The organism is Terrabacter carboxydivorans (assembly GCF_039532035.1).
Classification (GTDB): domain Bacteria; phylum Actinomycetota; class Actinomycetes; order Actinomycetales; family Dermatophilaceae; genus Terrabacter; species Terrabacter carboxydivorans.
In genome coordinates this window covers 194,526-212,566 of record NZ_BAAARE010000008.1, presented here as the reverse complement: position 1 = coordinate 212,566, position 18,041 = coordinate 194,526, and the positions used below count along the sequence as shown (strand labels likewise).

19 protein-coding genes and 1 tRNA gene are annotated in these 18,041 nt (G+C 73.6%); 14 read left to right on the top strand and 6 right to left on the bottom strand.

What is annotated here, in order from left to right; translation table 11 throughout:
- Positions 1-26 precede the first annotated feature (26 nt).
- The 6 genes from ABD297_RS10780 to flgN form a co-directional block, all read right to left on the bottom strand.
- Positions 27-1,889, bottom strand: coding sequence for an acyl-CoA dehydrogenase (locus ABD297_RS10780; RefSeq protein ID WP_344254927.1), 1,863 nt, complete (start codon positions 1,887-1,889; stop codon positions 27-29).
- Between the two features lie 284 nt (positions 1,890-2,173).
- Positions 2,174-2,247, bottom strand: a tRNA-Gly gene (locus ABD297_RS10775).
- A 73-nt stretch (positions 2,248-2,320) separates the two neighbouring features.
- A complete protein-coding gene (locus ABD297_RS10770; RefSeq protein ID WP_344254926.1) occupies positions 2,321-2,680 on the bottom strand; it encodes a flagellar assembly protein FliW in 360 nt (119 codons plus the stop codon).
- Entirely contained in the window at positions 2,677-3,558 is an 882-nt protein-coding gene (gene flgL, locus ABD297_RS10765; RefSeq protein WP_344254925.1) for a flagellar hook-associated protein FlgL, read from the bottom strand. Before flgL ends, ABD297_RS10770 begins: the two co-directional genes overlap by 4 nt.
- A gap of 3 nt (positions 3,559-3,561) precedes the next feature.
- On the bottom strand, positions 3,562-4,983 hold the full coding sequence (gene flgK, locus ABD297_RS10760; protein WP_344254924.1) for a flagellar hook-associated protein FlgK: 1,422 nt from the start codon (positions 4,981-4,983) through the stop codon (positions 3,562-3,564).
- 97 nt (positions 4,984-5,080) lie between these two features.
- Positions 5,081-5,605: a flagellar export chaperone FlgN gene (gene flgN, locus ABD297_RS10755; RefSeq protein WP_344254923.1), complete on the bottom strand. Its 525-nt coding sequence runs from the start codon at positions 5,603-5,605 to the stop codon at positions 5,081-5,083.
- A gap of 260 nt (positions 5,606-5,865) precedes the next feature.
- On the opposite strand from flgN, the gene ABD297_RS10750 reads away from it, so the two are divergent.
- From ABD297_RS10750 to ABD297_RS10685, 14 genes are all read left to right on the top strand, one after another.
- Positions 5,866-6,711, top strand: a complete 846-nt coding sequence (locus ABD297_RS10750; protein WP_344254922.1) for a flagellin N-terminal helical domain-containing protein — start codon at positions 5,866-5,868, stop codon at positions 6,709-6,711.
- A gap of 216 nt (positions 6,712-6,927) precedes the next feature.
- Positions 6,928-8,334, top strand: a complete 1,407-nt coding sequence (gene fliD, locus ABD297_RS10745) for a flagellar filament capping protein FliD (protein WP_344254921.1) — start codon at positions 6,928-6,930, stop codon at positions 8,332-8,334.
- 11 nt (positions 8,335-8,345) lie between these two features.
- Entirely contained in the window at positions 8,346-8,765 is a 420-nt protein-coding gene (gene fliS / locus ABD297_RS10740) for a flagellar export chaperone FliS (RefSeq protein ID WP_344254920.1), read from the top strand.
- Complete coding sequence (locus ABD297_RS10735; RefSeq protein WP_344254919.1) at positions 8,758-9,075, top strand: hypothetical protein; 318 nt, start codon at positions 8,758-8,760, stop codon at positions 9,073-9,075. Before fliS ends, ABD297_RS10735 begins: the two co-directional genes overlap by 8 nt.
- 102 nt (positions 9,076-9,177) lie before the next feature.
- Entirely contained in the window at positions 9,178-9,519 is a 342-nt protein-coding gene (gene flgB, locus ABD297_RS10730) for a flagellar basal body rod protein FlgB (protein ID WP_344254918.1), read from the top strand.
- Positions 9,519-9,914, top strand: coding sequence for a flagellar basal body rod protein FlgC (flgC, locus tag ABD297_RS10725; RefSeq protein ID WP_344254917.1), 396 nt, complete (start codon positions 9,519-9,521; stop codon positions 9,912-9,914). The genes flgB and flgC overlap by 1 nt, the downstream gene beginning before the upstream one ends.
- Positions 9,911-10,279, top strand: a complete 369-nt coding sequence (gene fliE / locus ABD297_RS10720; protein ID WP_344254916.1) for a flagellar hook-basal body complex protein FliE — start codon at positions 9,911-9,913, stop codon at positions 10,277-10,279. The genes flgC and fliE overlap by 4 nt, the downstream gene beginning before the upstream one ends.
- On the top strand, positions 10,279-11,898 hold the full coding sequence (gene fliF / locus ABD297_RS10715; protein ID WP_344254915.1) for a flagellar basal-body MS-ring/collar protein FliF: 1,620 nt from the start codon (positions 10,279-10,281) through the stop codon (positions 11,896-11,898). Before fliE ends, fliF begins: the two co-directional genes overlap by 1 nt.
- Positions 11,895-12,914, top strand: coding sequence for a flagellar motor switch protein FliG (gene fliG / locus ABD297_RS10710; protein WP_344254914.1), 1,020 nt, complete (start codon positions 11,895-11,897; stop codon positions 12,912-12,914). Before fliF ends, fliG begins: the two co-directional genes overlap by 4 nt.
- Positions 12,904-13,512, top strand: a complete 609-nt coding sequence (locus ABD297_RS10705) for a FliH/SctL family protein (RefSeq protein WP_344254913.1) — start codon at positions 12,904-12,906, stop codon at positions 13,510-13,512. Before fliG ends, ABD297_RS10705 begins: the two co-directional genes overlap by 11 nt.
- On the top strand, positions 13,509-14,828 hold the full coding sequence (locus tag ABD297_RS10700) for a FliI/YscN family ATPase (RefSeq protein WP_344254912.1): 1,320 nt from the start codon (positions 13,509-13,511) through the stop codon (positions 14,826-14,828). Before ABD297_RS10705 ends, ABD297_RS10700 begins: the two co-directional genes overlap by 4 nt.
- Positions 14,825-15,259, top strand: a complete 435-nt coding sequence (locus ABD297_RS10695; RefSeq protein WP_344254911.1) for a hypothetical protein — start codon at positions 14,825-14,827, stop codon at positions 15,257-15,259. Before ABD297_RS10700 ends, ABD297_RS10695 begins: the two co-directional genes overlap by 4 nt.
- A complete protein-coding gene (locus tag ABD297_RS10690; RefSeq protein ID WP_344254910.1) occupies positions 15,256-16,491 on the top strand; it encodes a C40 family peptidase in 1,236 nt (411 codons plus the stop codon). Before ABD297_RS10695 ends, ABD297_RS10690 begins: the two co-directional genes overlap by 4 nt.
- Entirely contained in the window at positions 16,491-18,032 is a 1,542-nt protein-coding gene (locus tag ABD297_RS10685) for a flagellar hook-length control protein FliK (RefSeq protein WP_344254909.1), read from the top strand. The genes ABD297_RS10690 and ABD297_RS10685 overlap by 1 nt, the downstream gene beginning before the upstream one ends.
- Positions 18,033-18,041 lie beyond the last annotated feature (9 nt).

The window sequence follows — 18,041 nt, the reverse complement described above, 5'->3', positions numbered from 1 at the left end:
GAGGGCGCCTCGTCGTGAGGGGTGGCTCAGAAGGCCGACTCGGGCACGTCCATGAGGTCGTTGTCGGTGGCCTCGGCGATGGCGCGCTCGGCGGCGATCTTCGGCAGGACGTTCTTGGCGTAGAACGACGCGGCCGCGACCTTGCCGCGGTAGAAGTCGGCGTCCTTGCCGGCGGCGCCGCCGTGGAGGGCCTTCTGGGCGACCTCGGCCTGGCGCAGCAGCAGCCAGCCGACGACGAGGTCACCGGCGGCGAGGAGCAGGCGCGTGGTGTTCTGGCCGACCTTGTAGAGGTTGGCCGCGTCGCCGCCCATGCGCGGGTCGCTCTTCATGAGGTCGCCGATCATGTGGCCGACGATGCCCTGGATGTCCTCGAGCGCCTTGCCGAGCAGCTCGCGCTCGGTGTCGAGCGAGCCGCCGAGGTCCTTGGCGAACTCCTGGATCTGGCCGGCGACGTGCTGCAGGGCCTGGCCCTTGTCGCGGACGATCTTGCGGAAGAAGAAGTCGAGGCCCTGGATGGCGGTCGTGCCCTCGTAGAGCGTGTCGATCTTCGCGTCGCGGACGTACTGCTCGATCGGGTAGTCCTGCAGGAAGCCTGAACCGCCGTAGGTCTGCAGCGACTCGGTGCCGAGCAGCACCCACGCGCGCTCGGAGCCGAGGCCCTTGACGAGGGGGAGCATGAGGTCGCTGACCTTGTTGGCGAGGGCCGCGTCGGAGCCCTTCCCGAGCGGTGCGGCGGGGTTGCCGGCCTGCGCCTGGTTGACGGCGTCCTGCTGGCTCGCGGTGTAGAGCACGAGCGCGCGCAGGCCCTCGGCGTAGGCCTTCTGGAGCATGAGCGAGCGGCGCACGTCGGGGTGGTGCGTGATGGTGACGCGCGGCGCGGCCTTGTCGGTCATCTGCGTGAGGTCGGCGCCCTGGACGCGCTCCTTGGCGTACTCGAGCGCGTTGAGGTAGCCGGTCGAGAGCGTGGCGATCGCCTTGGTGCCGACGAACATCCGCGCGTTCTCGATGACCTTGAACATCTGCGCGATGCCGTCGTGGACGTCGCCGAGGAGGGTGCCGACGGCGGGCTCGTGCTCGCCGAAGGTGACCTCGCACGTCGTGCTGACCTTGAGGCCCATCTTGTGCTCGACGTTGGTGACGTGGGCGCCGTTGCGCTCGCCCAGCTCACCGGTCTCGAGGTCGACGTGGAACTTCGGCACGATGAAGAGGCTGAGGCCCTTGGTGCCGGGGCCGGCGCCCTCGGGGCGGGCCAGGACGAAGTGGACGACGTTGTCGACCATGTCGGACTCGGCCGAGGTGATGAAGCGCTTGACGCCCGTGATGTGCCACGTGCCGTCGGGCTGCTGGACGGCCCTGGCGCGGCCGGCGCCGACGTCGGAGCCGGCGTCCGGCTCGGTCAGCACCATCGTGGTGTGCCACGCCTTGTCGACGATGTGCTTGGCGAGCTTCTTCTGGTCGTCGTTGCCCAGGTGCCACAGCAGGTTGGCGAAGGAGTAGCTGGCGGTGAACATGTGGACGGCCGGGTTGGCGCCGCAGACCATCTCGGCGACGGACCAGCGCAGCGAGGCCGGGACGACCATGCCGCCGAGCTCCGCCGGCACGTCGAGGTTGCCCCAGTCGCCGTCCACGTAGGCCTTGAACGAGCGCTTGAACGAGTCCGGCATCGTCACGGTCTGGCTGGCCGGGTCGTAGACCGGCGGGTTGCGGTCGCTGTCGAGCAGGCTGTCGGCCAGCTCGTTCTCGGCGAGGCGCGAGACCTCGCGGAGGATGTCCTTGGCCGCGTCGACGTCGACGTCGGCGTAGATGCCCTGCCCGAGGACGTCCTGGCGCCCCAGCACCTCGAAGAGGTTGAACTCGAGGTCGCGCACGTTGCTCTTGTAGTGGCCCATCCGGGACCCTCCGCGTTCTTGTCGCTCGTCGTGCGTCCGCGGCGTCGGCTGCGGGCGCGCCAAGTTACTGGCCGGTCACTTCCATGATGCTACCGACGGGTAACGATCGCAAGAGGGAGAGGTCACAGTTACGGCACGGGAGGGGAAACGGGCGTATGCCGGGTGGCGCCGACCGCGCCCGACGCGCGCTCCGCGGCCACGCGGCATACGAGAGGCCGTGCCGCGCACGGGTGCCCGGGGACAGCAGAAGGGCCCGGTCGCGGTGACCGGGCCCTTCCGACTTCTGGAGCAGGCGGCACGAATTGCACGTACGTCTTCCTTCTGGAAGAAGGCTGTTCTGCTACTGAACTACGCCTGCGAGGCGACGCCAACCGTAGCAACACCGGGGCTCCGGAGTCCAAACGGACGCGCCGACGTGGGTCAGGTGAGACTCACGCGAGCGGGGCGCGCAGGTCCCAGCCCTCGAGGATCGCCTGGACCGCGCGACCTTCGCCGTCGTTGACGACGACCGGGGCGGCGAGGTTGACCGAGGTGCCCCGCTCGCCGGGGGTGGCGACGACGAGCAGGCGCGGCGCGTCGTCGGGTCCGAGGCCCACCTCGGCGCTCGCGTGCTCGACCTCGGGGGCGTACGTCGGCGTGTAGACCGACGCCTCGAGGACGAAGAGGCGCACGTCGGGGGCATCGGACGGGCGCAGGCTGAAGACGCCGTCGGCGCCGTCGACCGCCTCCAGCTCGTAGACGGTGTGCGGGTCGAGGCCGGGCATGGGCTGCTCGAAGACGAGGGTGCTCATCGCAGGAACTCCGTGAGGCTCGGCTGGATGACCTTCGCCGTGACGGCGAGGGCCGCTTGGTAGGCGGCCTGCTGCAGCTGCAGGTCGAGCACGGCCTGACCGAGGTCGACGTCCTCGATGGCGCTGCGGCGGGCGGTGAGGGAGGTCGTGGCCTCGGTGGCGGCCTGGCCGGCGCGGGTGAGGGTGGCCAGGCGCGACCCGACGTCGGCGCGGGTGGCGACGACCGTGGACATCGCGCCGTCGAGCGCGGTCAGGCGCCCGGTCGGGTCCGTCCCGGCGCGGAGGTCGGCGGCGATGCCGTCGAGGAGGGCGAAGACGGAGGTGGGCCCGCTGCCGAAGGCCGCCCGCCCGTCGACGTCGACCTGGACCGTCTCGTCGGTGCCGACCCGGCGGCTGACCGCGCCGCCGGCGCCGTTGTAGGTCGGGGGCGTGCCGTCGGTGAAGGCCGCCTCGGCGTCGGACGTGCCGGCGAAGACGTTGCGTCCGAGCAGGCGCGTGTTGGCGGCGCCCAGCAGGTCCTTGCGCAGGCTGTCGACGACGGTCGCGAGCGCGTCGCGCGCCGAATGGTTGAGGGAACCGTTGGTGCCCTGCACGACGGCGTCACGCACCTGGCGCAGCAGGCCGGTGGCCCCGTCGAGGGCCGAGTCGAGGGTGCTCAGCCACGCGGTGCCGTCGGCGATGTTGCGCTGGTACTGCCCCTGCGCCGCGAGGTCGGCCCGGACCCGCAGGGCCTCTCCGGTGCCCACCGGGTCGTCGGAGGGACGGGCGATGCGCGTCCCGGAGGTGGCGGTCTCCTGGGCGGAGGCCAGGCGCGACTGCCGCCCCGCGAGCGCGCGCTGCGCCGCGAGGGACATCGTCTGGTCGGTCACACGGAGCATGGGTCAGCGTCCTACCATTCCGGTCCGGTTGATGAGGGTGTCGAGGGCTTCGTCGACGGCGGTGAGCACGCGGGCGGCGGCCTGGTAAGCGTGCTGGGACGCGATGAGGTTGACGCTCTCCTCGTCGAGGCTCACCGAGGCCCCCGACAGCTGCGCCTGCCGGGCGCTTGCGGCGGCGGCGTCGGAGATCCCGGACTGCTGCGTCACGGCGCGCGCGGCGCTGCCGGTGGCCGTCACGAAGGCGGCCCAGCGGGCGTCGGCCGAGCCGGGCCCCGAGGCGAGGCGGGCGATGGCGTCGGCGTTCGAGCCGTCGAGCGCCCCGGCGCCGACGGCCCCGGTGGCGATGCCGTCAGGGCCGGTGGGCACCACGGAGAGCCCACGGGCCGGCGGCAGCGACGGGTCGAGGCGGAAGAAGTCGAGGCCGGTCGTGCCGGACGTCGCGCTGCCGGCTCGGTGCACGGCGTTGACCGTGGCGGCGAGCGTCGTCGCCACGTCGTCGTAGGACGCCGCGGCTTCGGCGATCGGGCCACCCGAGCCGCCTGACGCGGGGGCGAGGACCGACAGGGTGCCCGCGAGGGTGCCCCCCTCCAGCCCGACCTCGTGACCCGGCTGGTCGGCCCACTCGAGCCGCACGGGCGAGGCCGCGGTCCCGGACATCGCCGCGGCACCGGTGAGGGTGACGGGCCGGGCGGTGTCACCCCGCACGAGGGCGTTGCCGCCGAGGTAGACGGTCACCGTGCCGTCGGACTCGTCGCGCACGGTGGCGCCGGACGTCGCAGCGATGGACTGCGTCAGCCGGGCGCGGGTGTCGATGAGCTCGTTGGCCGAGGAGCCGCGGGCGAGCGCGCCGCCGATCTGCGTGTTGAGGGCGGCCACCTGGGCTGCGGTGTCGTTGAGGGAGGCGACCGTGTCGTGCGCGCCGGCGGCCGTGTCGGCCCACTGCGTCTCGAGGGCCGCCCGACCGCTAGCCAGCGTCGAGACGGCCGACCGGGCCGCGCCGAGCAGCGCAGTGGCCGCCCCCGCGTCGCCGGGCCGGTTGGCGACGTCGTGCCATGCCGACCAGAACGACTGCAGGCGCGCGGACAGCCCGTCGGTGCCCGGCTCGCGCAGCGTCGCCTCGATGCCGTCGTATGCCGTCGCGCGCGTCGCGTCGTAGCCCGCCGAGGACGCCGTGGCCCGGGCCGTGGCGTCGAGCAGCGCGTTGCCGAGACGGGCGATGCGGTCCACCGAGACGCCCTGACCGGCCTGGGGACCGGCGACGCCGAGGCCCATGGGTGCGGGGGCGCCGATCGAGGACTGCTCGATGCGCTGGCGGGTGTAGCCGTCGGTCCCGACGTTGGCGACGTTGTGGCCGGCGAGGTCCATCGCCTGCTGGGCGGCGGAGAGGCCGCGCCACGCGGTGCCGAGGGCGCCGAAGGTGCTCATCGTGACCCTTCCGGTCAGAGGGTTGTCAGAGGGTGTCAGAGGGAGGTCGGTGGGGTGCGAGAGGGCTGCGCGGGAGCTGCGGAGCGGGACGTCTCGCTCAGAGGCTGCGGTCGAAGAGGTGGGCGTCTCCCGCTGCGGCCGGGCGGCCCTGCGCGTCATAGGTCGTCGCGGGCGGCTCGGTCGTGGCGAGCGTCTCCTGCGTCGAGCGTGCCGCGGCGCGCAGGAACTGGGAGTTGGCGTCGCGCAGCGCGCGGATCGTGGCCGTCTGGTCGGTCATCGCGGCCAGGTGCGCCGTCAGGATCTCGGCCCAGGCGGCGTCGGGTGCCCCGTCCGCCAGGTCGCGCAGGCTAGCGTCGTCGGGCAGCTCCCACGCGTGGGCGACCGTTGCTGCGGCAGCAGCCCGTTCGAGCCCGGCCGCGCGCAGCCGCTCGAGCACCTGCTCGACCTCACGGGTGGCGTGGGAGAGCCAGCGGGTGCGGCCCGCCGTCAGGACGAGCTGCTCCTCCTCGAGCTTGAAGGTCAGCAGGTCCAGCAGCTCGCGCTCGTACCAGAGCCGGGCCGACAGGTCCTGGACCGTCGTGTCGGTGCCACCCCCTCCGGCCCATCGATCCCCGCCATCCACCGTGAATCCCCCATCCAGAGACCTCGCGAAGCGGTGCCAACCGCACCGTCAGTCTCCACTATCGGCAGTGCGGGGTGGGCGATAAGGGGTCCCCGGGAACCCGGTGCGGGCCGGCGGCGCGGTGCGCAGGCCCGGACGCGACGCGTCGGAAGTTCTGTCCGAATTGTCCTAACGCGTCCGGGAGGGCTGCCGACAGTGGCTGCTGAGGGCCCACGGACGGGCCCCCGCACCACCCCACCCATTTCATGGAGGAACTTCCGATGGCTCTGACCGTCAACACCAACCTCTCGGCCATGCAGGCCTACCAGAACCTCAGCCGCACCTCGGCGAGCATGGCCAGCTCGATGTCCAAGCTCTCCAGCGGCCTGCGCATCAACACGGCCGCCGACGACGCGGCCGGTCTGACCGTCTCCGAGGGCCTGCGCTCGCAGGTCAACGGCTACGGCGTCGCCGCTCGCAACGCGCAGGACGGCATCAACATGGTCCAGACCGCCGACGGCGCCCTGGGCGAGGTCCACTCGATCCTGCAGCGCATGCGCGACCTGGCGGTGCAGGGTGCCAACGACACGAACAACACCGACTCGCGCAACGCGATCGCCAAGGAGGCCGGCGACCTCTCGCGCGAGCTCTACCGCATCACCAACGGCACGAACTTCAACAGCATCGACCTGCTCAAGGGTGGCTCGAAGTCGTTCCAGGTCGGCGCCGGTGGCACCGCCAACGACGTCATCTCCGTGACGCTCGCCGACGTGGGCACCTCGACCGGCACGCTCATGTCGGCCGACGGCACCGCAGCGGGCGCCGGCTTCGACGTCAGCACCAACACGGCGTCGCAGACGACGATCACGGCCATCGACACGGCCATCACGGCCGTCTCGGGCAACCGAGCCGACCTCGGTGCCGTGCAGAACCGCCTCAACCACGCGATGAACATCGCCAACGTCTCGGCGCAGAACCTCGCGGCGTCGCAGTCGCACATCACCGACACGGACATGGCGTCGGAGATGGTCAACTACACCAAGGCGAACATCCTCTCGCAGGCCGGCACGGCGATGCTCGCGCAGGCCAACCAGTCCGGCCAGGGCATCCTCAAGCTGCTCGGCTGAGCGGTTCCGGGGGGTCGCTGACGACGGCCGGGGAGGACCCACCCCGGCCGTCGTCGGCCCTTCCGGTCGCCGCCACGCTGCGTGGCCCGTGCACGGCGCGCACGTCGCCCGTGCCCGCCGGCAGCACCCGCGGCGTCCCTGCCGAACGGGCAGGACCCGCAGGACCCGCCGGCCCAGCAGGACCCGCAGGACCAAGCAGGACCCAAGGAGGACCTCGTGGCCGTCTCGGTCAACGGGCTCGGCAGCGGGCTCGACATCACTTCGATCGTCAACTCGCTCATGGCGGTCGAGGCACTGCCCCAGCAGCAGCTCAAGCAGGCTCAGTCGCAGCAGCAGAGCCTGATGACCGTCCTGCGCGGGCTCAACACCAAGGCGGCGGCCCTCGCCACGCTCGGGGGCAAGGTCGCGGCGCCGAACGCGCTCAACCTGCTCTCCGCGGCCTCCAGCACCACCGGCATCACCGCCAGGGCCGGCACCACCGCGACGGCCGGCACCTTCGACCTGACCGTGACCCAGCTGGCCCGGACCCAGGTCGACGTCACCGCACCGCTCGGCGCGTGGCCCACGGCCGGCGGGTCGCCCGCCACCCTGACCCTGGTCGACGCCTCCGGCGCGAGCACCGAGGTCACCCCCGCGAGCACCTCGATCGACGACGTCGTCGCAGCCGTCAACTCCTCGGGCGGACCGGCGCGCGCCCTCAAGGTGGCCGCAGGCACCGACGCCAAGGGCGCGCCCCTCTACCGGCTCCAGCTCACGTCGACCCGCTCCGGCGCGGCCGGCGCCTTCAGCGCCTACGAGGGCACCGCCGCCCAGGTCTCCGCGGGCACCGCCACCGACCTCATGAGCAGCCCGGGTGCCGCCGTCGTCGCACCCGCCCAGGACGCCAAGGCGCTGCTGTATGCCGGCACGGCCGCCGAGCAGGTCGTGACCTCCGCGTCCAGCACCTTCGCCGACGTCGTGCCGGGCGTCTCCGTCACCGCCACGGCAGCCGGGGTCGGCACGGCGACGACGATCACCGTCACCGGCGACAACGCCGGCATCGCCAAGCAGGCGAACGACCTCATCACCTCCGTCAACGACCTCCTGGGCGCCATCGGCGCGGCCACGAAGGTGACGACGACGTCCGGCTCGTCCGGCGTCTCCGCCGCGACGGGCGGCCTGCTCACGGGGGACGTGACGGTCCGCGCCATCGCCGCGGCGGTCACGGACGCGGCATACCGCCCCATGAGCAACGGGCGCTCGCCCTCGGAGATCGGCATCGTCATCCAGCGCGACGGCACCTTCTCCTTCGACCAGGACAAGCTCACCGCCGCGCTCGCGGCCGACCCGACCGGGACGCGCTCCGCACTCGCCGAGATCGCCGGCCGCGTCACCACCGCCGCCACCAACGCCTCGGCACCGGCCAGCGGGACCATCACGCAGCTCATCGCCGGTCGCCAGTCGATGTCGGACGACCTCGGCACGCGCATCGCGAGCTGGGACCAGCGCCTCGCCGACCGCCGCACGGCGGTCCTCGCGATGTACAACGCGATGGACACCGCCCTCGGGACCCTGAAGTCGCAGCAGTCCTGGCTGACGAGCCAGATCGCCGGGCTCCCGACCTTCTCGCAGAACACCAAGTAAGGACACGACGCGTGACCAGTGCAGCCGACGCGCGCCAGCAGTACGCCCGGGACGCGATCCTCTCCGCGAGCCCCGCGCGACTGCTGACGATGCTCTACGACCGACTCCTGCTCGACCTGCGCCGAGGCGAGGCCGCCCAGGAGGTCGCCGACTGGGAGCGGGCCGGCAGCCAGCTCCTGCACGCCCAGGAGATCATCGCCGAGCTGTCGGCGACCCTGCGCCCCGACGTCTGGGACGGGGCCGAGGGGCTCCTCGGGCTCTACGAGTACGTCCGCATGGCCCTCGTCAACGCCAACATCCACCGTGACGTCGCGCGGACGCGCGAGGCCATCACCCTGCTCACCCCCCTGCAGGAGGCGTGGCATGCGGCCGCGGCCCTGCAGGACGCGCCGCTCGCCGGCGCCGCCCGGACGGGACACGCCATTGGCTGACATCTGGGACACCGTGCTCGACCGCCTCGAGGCGGACCTCGCCGCCGTCGAGCGCGGGCTGGGGGAGCAGCACCCACCCTCCGAGGCGGCCGTCATGGCGGCGCAGCTCGGCACCTGGGTGCCGCCGCGCGGGCTCGGCCCGCTCCCGGCCCACCTCCTCGGTCGGGCCCGGGCCCTCGCTGCCGCGCAGGCCCGCGTCGCCGAGCGCGTCGACGCCGTGCGGATCACGGCCGGTCACCACCTGACGGCCCTGCGCTCGGTCCCGAGCCTGCCGGGACAGCCCGCGATCTTCGTCGACGTCGAGGGCTAACGCCCCTCGGGCACCTGCCGATAGTCCCGGTCGAGCACGGATTGCTCGCCGCGTCAGGCCAGGGATCGGCCGTCTCCCCTTGCGAGTTCCTGCAGGAGAACTGTGCTCGATTCCGTGACGTCCGCCGCGCTCACCAGTGCCCTCGACGGCCTATCCCGTCGCCAGCGCGCCATCGCCGACAACATCGCCAACGTCAACACGCCCGGCTACCACGCCCAGCGCGTGCAGTTCGAGGAGGCGCTCGCCGCCTCCGTGCAGGAGGGCGACGGGAGCGCCACGGCGACGACGTCGCTGTCGGCCGAGCCCACCCGGACCAACGGCAACAACGTCAACCTCGACACCGAGACGCTGTCGAACATCGACACGGTGCTGCGCTTCCAGTTCGCGACCCAGGCGCTCAACACGCAGTTCACCGGCCTGCGCTCGGCGCTGAGGACGAGCTGATGACCTTCGACGCGATCGGGATCGCCGGGTCGTCCCTCACGGTGCACCGCAAGTGGCTCGACGCCATCGCGGACAACCTCGCCAACGCCAACACGGCCTCGCCGACGAGCGGACCCGCCTTCCGGGCGCGCTACATCGAGGCGCAGGCCGGGCCCGGTACGTCCGGGGTCTACGTCGCCGGCGTGCAGGAGGGCGACGCCGCGGGGCGCCTCGTCTTCGAGCCGAGCAACCCGCTCGCGGACGCCGAGGGCTACGTGCGCTACCCCGACATCGACCTGAGCGAGCAGATGGGCTCGCTCATCATGGCCCAGCGCGGCTACCAGGCGAACGCTCAGGTCGTGGACCGCGCCAGGACCATGTACGAGGCCGCACTGCAGATCGGCAGGTCCTCGTGAGCATCGGTCCTATCGGTGCCGTCGGCCCCGTCGGTCCGCTGCTCGGGGCCGGCGCGGTCTCCCCGGCTGCGTCGAACGTCTCGGGCGTCTCGGGCGTCTCGGAGGCTTCGACCGCGTCGGGCACCACGGCGACCTCGCGCACCGGCGGCGACTTCGCGGCCAGCCTCACGGGCGCCGTCGACAACCTCCAGCAGCTCCAGTCGAGCTCCAACCAACTCGCCGTGCAGGCCGTCACCGGAAGCCTCGACGACATCCACGCGGCCACGATCGCGGCGACGCGGGCGCAGGTGACCCTCGAGGTCGCGGCGGCCGTGCGCAACAAGGGGATCGACGCCTTCAACGAGATCATGAGGATGCAGGCCTGATGCCGCCGTTCCTGTCATCGACGCTCCAGCGCCTCGGCGCCACCGTCAAGGCCTTCACGGTCGGCCAGCGCACCGTCGCCGTCATCGGCCTGGCCGTCCTCGCCCTCGGTGCGGTCGCGCTCACGACGTGGGTCACCAAGCCCAGCTACAGCCCCCTCTTCACCGGCCTGGCCAGCGCCGACGCGAGCGCCGTCGTGCAGCAGCTCGGCAAGGACGGGGTGCCCTACCAGCTCGCCGACGGTGGCGCGACGGTCCTCGTCCCGCAGGACAACGTCTACGACGAGCGGCTCAAGGCGGCGTCCGCCGGGCTGCCGGCTGCGCCCGCCTCCGGCTACTCGCTCCTCGACAAGATGGGCGTCACGTCCTCGGACTTCCAGCAGAACGTCACCTACAAGCGCGCCATCGAGGGCGAGCTGGCGACGACCATCTCGCACCTCGAGGGCGTCCAGACCGCCTCGGTGCAGCTCGCGATCCCGGAGAAGACCGTCTTCACCGCGCAGCAGGGGGAGCCGACGGCGTCGGTCTTCGTCCAGGCCATGCCGGGGCAGACGCTGTCGGCCGACAAGGTCGAGGCCGTCGTGCACCTGACGTCGGCCGCCGTGCCGGGCCTCAAGCCGGTCAACGTGTCGGTCGTCGACGCCCAGGGCACGGTGCTCTCGTCCGTGGGCGCCGGGACGGGCGGCTCGGGCGCCAAGCAGACGAGCGAGTACCAGCAGCGCACCGAGGCCTCGGTGCAGGCAGTCCTCGACAAGGTGCTCGGGCCCGGCAACGCCACCGTCGCGGTGACGCCCGAGGTCGACAAGAACTCCGCGCAGCAGACGTCGGAGACCTTCGCCGGCGTCAAGGGCGTGCCGCCGCTCAGCGAGTCCACGACCACGGAGAAGTACCGCGGCACCGGGACCGGACAGGGCTCGGGAGTCCTCGGACCCGACAACATCGCGGTGCCCGGTGGCGCCGGGGGCAACGGGTCCTACGACTCCACCAAGGACACCCGCGACAACGCCGTCAACAAGGTCACCGAGGAGCACACCATCCCGGCGGGCGCCCTGAAGCGCCAGTCGGTCTCGGTCGCGATCAGCGCCGCCGCCGCCCGCAACCTCAACGTGCAGGACCTGCAGAACCTCGTGTCGGCCGCCGCCGGCATCGACACCACGCGCGGCGACGTCCTGTCGCTCCAGGTGCTGCCCTTCAGCACGACCGCCGCCGACCAGGCCAAGGCCGCCCTCGCCGCGCAGCAGGCGGCCGACGAGGCCCGCGCCGGCGAGGCGATGATGACCACCCTCGTCTGGGCCGGGGTCGTGCTGCTCATCGCGATCGCCGTGCTCGTGCTCTGGCTGCGCGCCCGTCGCCGCGCCGTGCGCGAGCCGGTCGAGCTCATCGGCGACCTCGTCGTCGTCGACGACGACCTCGCCCTGACGGCCGTGACGGCCGGCCCCGACACCGTCCGGCTGCCGGCCGCACCGGCGGGCCTGGTCACGGTGCCCGAGCTGCCGGGTCCGAGCGAGGACGCCGCCTTCGCCGAGGTGCGTCGCGCCCAGGTCAGCCGCCTCGGCGCGACCGAGCCGCTCAAGACGGCCGAGCTGCTGCGGGGCCTCATGGACGAGCGGCAGCCGGTATGAGCACGACCACCCACCTGACGGGCACCCAGAAGGTCGCCATCGTCCTCATGCAGATGGGCCCGGAGAGCGCGGCCGCGGTGATGGGCCACTTCAGCGACTCCGAGGCCGAGGACGTCGCCGCCGAGATCGTGCGCCTCAGCCGGGTCGACCCCGCCGTCTCCGAGGACGTCATCGCCGAGTTCCACGAGATGGCCGTCTCGGGGCGCCGGACCACCCTCGGTGGCCGCGACTTCGCCGCCGGGCTGCTCGAGTCGTCGTTCGGCAGCGACCGCGCCGCCGGCGTCATGGACCGCCTGACCTCGACGATGGCGGGCAAGTCCTACGACTTCCTCGAGAGCGTCGACCCGGCCCAGCTGGTCACGCTCCTCGACGGCGAGCTCCCCGAGACGATCGCGCTCGTGCTGGCCCACCTCCACCCGGAGCAGGCTGCCCAGGTCATCGCCGGGCTCGGGCCGGCTCGTGCAGCCGACGTCGCCCACGCCTTCGCCACCATGGGCCCGGCGACGCCCGAGGCCGTGCGCATCGTCGCCGACAACCTTCGGGCACGCACCGGGGCGGCTCTCACGCCGGGCGTGCGCCGACAGCGCGCCCTCGGAGGCGTCCAGGCCCTCGTCGACATCATCAACCGGTCCGACGTGGCCACCGAGCGCGCCGTCCTCGACGGTCTGGCCGGCGCCGACCCGACGCTCGCCGAAGAGGTGCGCAGCAAGATGCTGACCTTCGGCGACATCGTCAAGCTCGAGCGCAAGGACGTCCAGCTCGTCCTGCGCGGGCTCGATGCCGCTGTCCTGGCGCGGGCCATGAAGGGTGCGCCGCCGGCCGTGCACGACACCATCGTCGGCAACATCTCGGACCGCATCCGCGAGATCCTCGAGTCCGAGCTCGCGGCCCTGGGCCCGGTGCGCGCCTCGGAGGTCGAGGAGGCCCGGGCCGACATCGTCCGCTCGATCCGCGGCCTCGAGGAGGCAGGCACCATCACGCTGCGCCGGGGCGAGGAGGACGACCTTGTCTACTGACGCCTCGGTGGTCGCCGTCCCCGTCGTCTTCCCCACGATCGACCCGGTGGGGGAGGCCGAGGGCTTCACCCGCGGTCATGCAGCCGGGTATGCCGCGGGGCTGCGCCTCGCTGCTGCAGAGACGGCCGCACGGGAGGCCGAGCGGGAGGCGGCGCTCGCGGCCGCCCTTGCCGCCGAGCGAGCCCGCACCGACCGCGGGGTCGCCGCGCTCGACGTGGCCGCCCGTGCGCTCGCGACGCGGACCGCTCCGGCCCTCGCCTCCGTCGACGAGCTCCTCGTCGCCGCGGCCCTCACGCTGGCGGAGGCCGTGATCGGCAGCGAGCTCGCCGACGGTCCGCACGCGGCACGTGCTGCGCTGTCGAGGGCGCTGTCCGGCCCGGACGCCCCGGCCGTCGTGGCCGTGCGCCTGCACCCCGACGACCTGACCGTCCTCGCCCCGGCGGCCGACCGGACGGGTGCCGGGACCGTGGCGCTCGTGCCTGACCCCGCGCTCGGCCGCGGCGACGCCGTCGCCGTCTATCCCGACGGTGAGCTCGACGCCCGCGTGGCCAGCTCGCTCGAACGGGCCCGGGCCGCTGTCATGGAGGCGCGCCCGTGAGCGCCCTCGCACACCTCGTGGAGTCGGCCGCCACCGCCGCTGCGCCGGAGCGCATCGGCGAGGTGTCGGCCGTGCGCGGCCTGGCGCTCGAGGTCGCCGGCCTGCCGTGCGCCGTCGGCGACCACGTCGAGATCGCCTGTGCCACAGGATCGCCCACGCGTGCCGAGGTGGTCGCGAGCTCGCGTGGCGTGCTCACCTGCATGCCGCTCGGGCCTGTCGCGGGGCTCCGCGTCGGCCAGGCCGCGCGCGCCGTCCGTGGAGGCCTTCGGGTGCCCACCGGTCCCGCGCTGCTCGGCAGGGTGCTCGACGGCCTCGGACGACCGATCGACGGCCGGGGCCCTCTCCACGCGCCGACGGTGCGGCCCGCCGACCGGGCTCCGTCGCCGATGGACCGCACCCGCATCGACATGCCCCTCGCCACCGGCGTCCGGGCCCTCGACACCCTCGTGACGCTCGGACGCGGTCAGCGTCTCGGACTCTTCGCCGGGTCCGGCGTCGGCAAGTCGTCGCTGCTCTCCATGGTCGCTCGCGGCAGTGACGCGGAGGTCTGTGTCATCGCCCTCGTCGGCGAGCGCGGTCGCGAGGTCCGCGAGTTCCTCGAGGACGACCTGGGCCCCGAGGGGCTCGCCAGGTCGGTCGTCGTCGTCGCGACCTCGGACGAGCCCGCGCTCGTGCGCCTGCGGGCCGCGGACACCGCGACGAGCATCGCCGAGTCGTTCCGCGCGACCGGCGCGCACGTGCTGCTCATGATGGACTCGCTGACGCGAGTTGCCATGGCGCAGCGGGAGATCGGCCTCTCGGCGGGCGAGTCGCCGGCGACGCGGGGCTACCCGCCGTCGGCGTTCGCCGTCCTCGCACGCCTGCTCGAGCGGGCCGGCACCGACCGCACCGGCTCGGTCACCGGCATCTACACCGTGCTCGTCGACGGTGACGACCACAACGAGCCGGTCGCCGACACCGCGCGGTCGATCCTCGACGGGCACGTCGTGCTCGACCGCAAGCTCGCCGTGATGGGCCACTACCCGCCGATCGACGTGCTGGGCTCGATCTCGCGCGTCGCCACGAAGGTGAACCCTCCGGAGCGCAGCGCCGCCGCGACGGCGCTGCGTCGGGTCCTCGCCGCCCGGCGCGCCGCCCAGGACCTCATCGACGTCGGGGCCTACACGCGAGGCGCCAACCCCCTCGTCGACGCCGCCCTCGACCACGCGGCGCCGATCGAGGCCTTCCTCACCCAGCATCTCGACGAGCGGACCGCCGCCGTCGAGGCGTGGGACCTCCTCGCCCGACTCACGACGACCCTCGGGGGGCCGCGATGACCGTACCGTTCTCTCTCGCAGGGCTGCTGCGACTGCGCCGGCTCGAGGAGGAGCAGGCCGGGGCCGTCTACGGCGCCGCCACCGCCCGCCACGCAGCCCTCGTCGCACGCACCGACCGGGCCATCGCCGAGGCCGAGGCGATCCGCGCCGAGGTCGACACGATCCACGAGCTGCAGGCCGTGGCCGCCGCGCGCGCGGCGTCGATGGCGATGCTGGCCGAGCTGCACGCGCTGACCGCGGGTGCCGACGACGAGCGCACCAGCGCCCAGCGCGGCTACTCGGCGGCGCGGGGCCGGACGCTGGGTCTCGAGAAGCTCGAGGACCGCCACACCGAGACCGTGCACGCCGCCGCGCTGGTGGCCGAGCAGGTCGTGCTCGACGAGCTCGGCTCGTCGGCGTTCTCCCGCTCGGCGCGACGGGACGCCCGGTGACCTTCACCGAGTCCCTGGGACGGATCGAGCAGATCCAAGGCACCCTGGCGCAGTTCGACCCGGTCGCCGCCTCCCGCGCGGCGTCGGCCGCTGCGGCGCGGCGCAGCTCGACGGCATCGGCGCTCACCGGCTCACTGACGGGCTCGCTCTCGGGGTCTGCGGCCGGGACGGACTTCGCCGGCTCGCTGGCGGCGGCGTTGGGCACCGCGGGGTCGGACGGGACGGCCGCGGCGGCCGCTCTCGGCACACCGACCGACGCGACGGGCCTGTCGGGCGCGTCAGGGCTGTCGGGGCTGTCGGGGCTCGCCGGCCTGGCTGGCCTCTCGGGGGCGGTCGGAGGCGCCGGGTCGTCCGGCCCGGGGCTGACCGGTGACCAGGTGGCCGCCGCGGCGAAGCGCTACGTCGGCGTCCCCTACGTCTGGGGCGGCACCGACCCGGCCAGGGGCATGGACTGCTCCGGCTTCGTCCAGCGCGTCTTCAAGGACGTCGGCGTCGCCCTGCCCCGTGTCGTCTCCCAGCAGATGAAGCTGGGCACGCCCGTCGCCTCCATGGCGCAGGCGCGCGTCGGCGACCTGCTCATCAGCCACGGCAGCGGGCACATCTCGATCTACCTCGGGGACGGCAAGGCCATCGACGCCCCGATGCCGGGCCGGACGATCCAGGTGCGCGACGCGTGGGAGCTGCGCGGCAACCTCACCGCCATCCGCCGTATCGTCCCCGAGGCGGCGGCAGCACCCGGCATCGCGGTGCCTGCCTCGGCCGCAGCGGTCGGTCCGGCCACCGCCCGGCTCGACCCCTCCCAGCGGCGCTACGCCCAGGTCATCGTCGACGAGGTCCGTGCCCGCGGGCTGCCGGCCCGGGCCGCGGTCAATGCCGTCTCGACGGCCCTGCAGGAGTCCTCGCTGCGGATGTACTGGAACCCCAAGGTCCCCGGCTCTCGCGAGCTCGCTCCCGCCGGGGCGCCCCGCGGCACCGACGGCTACTCCGTCGGCCTCTTCCAGCAGCAGGTGCACGGCACCCGCTTCTCGTGGGGCACGGTCGCCGACGCCATGGACCCGCGCACCTCGACCCGCATGTTCCTCGACCGCCTCACCGCCCTCCCGGGGTGGCAGACGATGTCGGTGGCCGCCGCGGACCAGGCGGTCCAGCGCTCCGCCTACCCCGACGCGTACGCCAAGTGGGAGAGCACGGCCCGCGGCATCGTCTCCGAGCTCTACGGGACGGGCGCCTGATGCCCATGACCGTCCGCGGTGGAGCTACGTCATCTCCCGGGCCCGCGGCAGGTGCGGCGACGTCCGCCTCAGCCGGAACGGCGGCCGGATCGGCGCCCGGATCGGCCAGCTTCCAGTCCCTGCTCTCGTCGGCTCTGCGCCCGGCCGCTGCCCCCGCCGGTGGCGTGCGCGGCGAGGCGTCGTCGTCCGCGGTGGCCGTGGCCCACTCCGAGCAGGCGGACGGCGGTGGATCGTCCGAGCGGGTCGCGGACGGTGGCCCCACCGTCGGCCTGCGTGACAGCGCGATCAGTGGCACCAAGGGTGGCAGCGGGAGCGGCGACGCCGGGGGTGGTGCGGACTCGGACACGGGGGATGACGCCGCCGGTGGCGTCCCGGCGACGCCTGGGCTCGGCCTCACTCTCCTCGTCCCTGTGCTCCCTGTGTCGCTCGTCGGCCCACCGACCGCACCCACCGCACCGACCGCACCGACCGCGCTGACCGCCACGCCCGCCCGCTCGACGACCGACGGCGTCAGGGGCGCAGACGCGCTGTCCGGCACGCCGGGGACTGCAGGGCAACCGGCGGTGACGGGCCCGGTCGCATCGCCGCCGGGCCTCTCGGCATCGGGGAATCCTCTCGTCGGCTCCGCCTCGGTGGCCCTGCCGGGGCAGGCCGCGGCCGCTGCACCGGTCACCGACCTCACCGCGCCTCGTGGTGGCGCCGACGCCTCCACGTCCTACGGTTCGGGCGCGTCCAGCGGGCCGTTCGCCGGCCGCGGCGAAGCTCCCGGCACAGCGGCGCCCGAGCACCCGTCAGCGGTGGGCGCCGTCGCGTCGTCGCTCGTGACGGGCGTGACCACCACCCTCACACCATCCGGTTCGTCGTCCGGGACGGCCGACCCGTCCGCGGACACGACCACCCCCACGGGCACGTCTGCGTCATCGGGTCCGGCATCGTCTGCCGCGCCGACGCCGGTGCCGACCGGGATGGTGCCGACCCCTCCGACCGCCCCGCCACCGCCGCAGGGCACCGTCGCCCCCACGGTCCCGACCTCGTGGACGCACCAGCCGGCGCCGGCGTTGGGGGCGCAGCTCTCACGGCCCCTCGTCGAGCTCGCAACGGGCGCCCCGGGACAGCACGTCCTCACCATCCGGGTGTCACCAGAGCACCTCGGTCCGGTCACGGTGCGGGCGCACCTCGGCGCCGACGGCATACGCATCGTGCTGTTCAGCCCCGACGACGTGAGCCGCGCCGCGGTCCACGCCGTCCTGCCGGACCTGCGACGCGACCTCGCCGGGACCGGACTCGGGGCGAGCCTCGACCTGTCCGACCGTCCGGCTCCACGGCCGGATCCGTCGGCGCAGCAAGGGAGCCCGTCCCCCTTCGGGCAGCCGGGCGACGGCGGAGGCGGTCGCCGGGACGGCCTGCCGACCCCGACGCGCCAGCCGGCGGTCATGCCCTCCGCCGACCCGTCCACGAGCGGCGCCACGTCCGACGCCCGGACCGACCCCGCCACCCCCTCACACCTCCCGTCGTCCGTCCGGCTCGACGTCATCGCCTGACAGAAGGAG